Origin of the sequence: Sodalis-like endosymbiont of Proechinophthirus fluctus, from assembly GCF_001602625.1 — a bacterium.
In the GTDB taxonomy this organism is placed as follows: domain Bacteria; phylum Pseudomonadota; class Gammaproteobacteria; order Enterobacterales; family Enterobacteriaceae.
In genome coordinates this window covers 1-1,586 of record NZ_LECR01000038.1, presented here as the reverse complement: position 1 = coordinate 1,586, position 1,586 = coordinate 1, and the positions used below count along the sequence as shown (strand labels likewise).

At 53.7% G+C, this 1,586-nt stretch carries 4 protein-coding genes; all 4 read right to left on the bottom strand.

The window, feature by feature from the left end:
- Positions 1-93: 93 nt before the first annotated feature.
- The 4 genes from BG74_RS04065 to BG74_RS16570 all read right to left on the bottom strand — a co-directional run bounded on the left by BG74_RS04065 (position 94) and on the right by BG74_RS16570 (position 1,247).
- On the bottom strand, positions 94-357 hold the full coding sequence (locus BG74_RS04065) for a hypothetical protein (RefSeq protein ID WP_204376305.1): 264 nt from the start codon (positions 355-357) through the stop codon (positions 94-96).
- A gap of 17 nt (positions 358-374) precedes the next feature.
- The gene (gene tsaE, locus BG74_RS04060) at positions 375-854 is read right to left on the bottom strand and encodes a tRNA (adenosine(37)-N6)-threonylcarbamoyltransferase complex ATPase subunit type 1 TsaE (RefSeq protein ID WP_066596778.1); all 480 of its coding nucleotides are present in this window, start codon (positions 852-854) and stop codon (positions 375-377) included.
- Positions 855-927: 73 nt separating this feature from the next.
- Entirely contained in the window at positions 928-1,029 is a 102-nt protein-coding gene (locus tag BG74_RS16575; RefSeq protein WP_244267271.1) for a hypothetical protein, read from the bottom strand.
- 29 nt (positions 1,030-1,058) lie between these two features.
- Entirely contained in the window at positions 1,059-1,247 is a 189-nt protein-coding gene (locus BG74_RS16570) for a hypothetical protein (RefSeq protein ID WP_244267270.1), read from the bottom strand.
- Between the last annotated feature and the right edge of the window lie 339 nt (positions 1,248-1,586).

The window sequence follows — 1,586 nt, the reverse complement described above, 5'->3', positions numbered from 1 at the left end:
GTCAACACGACGTTGTAATTCCGGTCCACCTGCCGTGTCGTGGCCTGTGCACCAGATGTGTGGGTCAGCTCGAATACTAGGCGTATACTCTACTTACCCACCGGCGTACCTACTAGTACGAATTCGTTTAACCATATTCTCACCACTTAAATCGAGCGGCAGCACCTGCACCGGATTACTCTGGCGTATATCCACCACGATACGTTCGGGATTATGCAGAGAGAAAAAAGCGTAAACCGGCTGTTGATTAAACCCAGGGTGACTGTCGATTGATTGACGCTGTTGGCAACCATTAATATTGCTAAGCGTCGCCGCTATTATCCGTTCTACGATAAAACACACTGCCAACACCAGCATTATCCTGAACCTTAGCATCATGAAAGCGTTCCCTGCCGCGGCATCAGATGCGCCAAAATGCGCTCGCTGGTGGCGCTGAGGGCCTGCGCCTGCGCCTGCCGACCGTCCCCTTGATAGGATAGTGTCAAGGCGATATCCGCTGCCGGCAGGATACCCTCCCCGCGCTGCGGCCATTCTACTAAACATAGAGCAGTATCATCGAAATAGTCCCGCACTCCTATAAATTCAAGCTCCTCTGGATCCACCAGGAGATAAAGGTCAAAATGATAAACCGTCCAGCGCTGCAGCGCGTAGGGCTCGACCAGGGTGTAGGTGGGGCTTTTCACATTGCCTTGGTGCCCCAAAGCACGCAGAAAGCCTCGGCAAAATGTCGTTTTGCCGGCTCCGAGGTCGCCATAAAGATAAATCACGCAGGCTTGCCGGCAGGAGGTAGCCAATGCTGCACCAAATGCGATAGTTGCCGTTTCATCCGGCAGGAATATTGTACGTTTTTCCATGTCTGGTTTCTATACGGTAAGCTCTGGATTGACAAATAGGTACAATGCCGGCAGTAAATCTGTGGACAACATGTCAAGCGTTCCTTTTTCCGCTACCAGACGGCCGGCGGTGGGTACCATGGACTACACGGCCGACACAGGCCGCATCATACAGCGACGGTTTTTGCGCAAGCAAACCACCGATGATACCAGACAATACATCCCCTATCCCCGGCCCATACCCGCGTTACCGACATCGTCGATGGCGACGGTGCCATCTTCAGTTGCCAGCAAGATCCCCATGCCTTTCAGTACTATGCTGCTGTAGCACCTCACTAGTTTGCGTGCTGCAAGTATACGGTCACTTTCAATATCGCCGGCGTTGCTATTCAGCAACCGGGTCAGCCTCGCCACGGTTAGGTGTAACTATTCTATTGTTACGTTTCTCAGGATTGAATGCCAGCAAGTTAAGCATATCCACGTCCCATATATTTCCACCAGGCGTAGAACATTCCATTCCTCCCAACTTTCCTGTCTGGGAATATTCTCCTTGCGGCTCAGAACGCAGACCAGCCCGGCGCTGCAGCGCAGCGCGGCCGGCCTCCCCCATTATGCAAATAGCGCCGCCGAATTCATGATCCCCGCCCACAATCAACCAACAGGCAGCCGTTGTCGCCTTTGTGCGCGCAGGGATCAAGAGGGGAGGGAGCCATCTCGGCAACAGTCTGCGCCGCGCCGTTAGCAGCGTTTCGC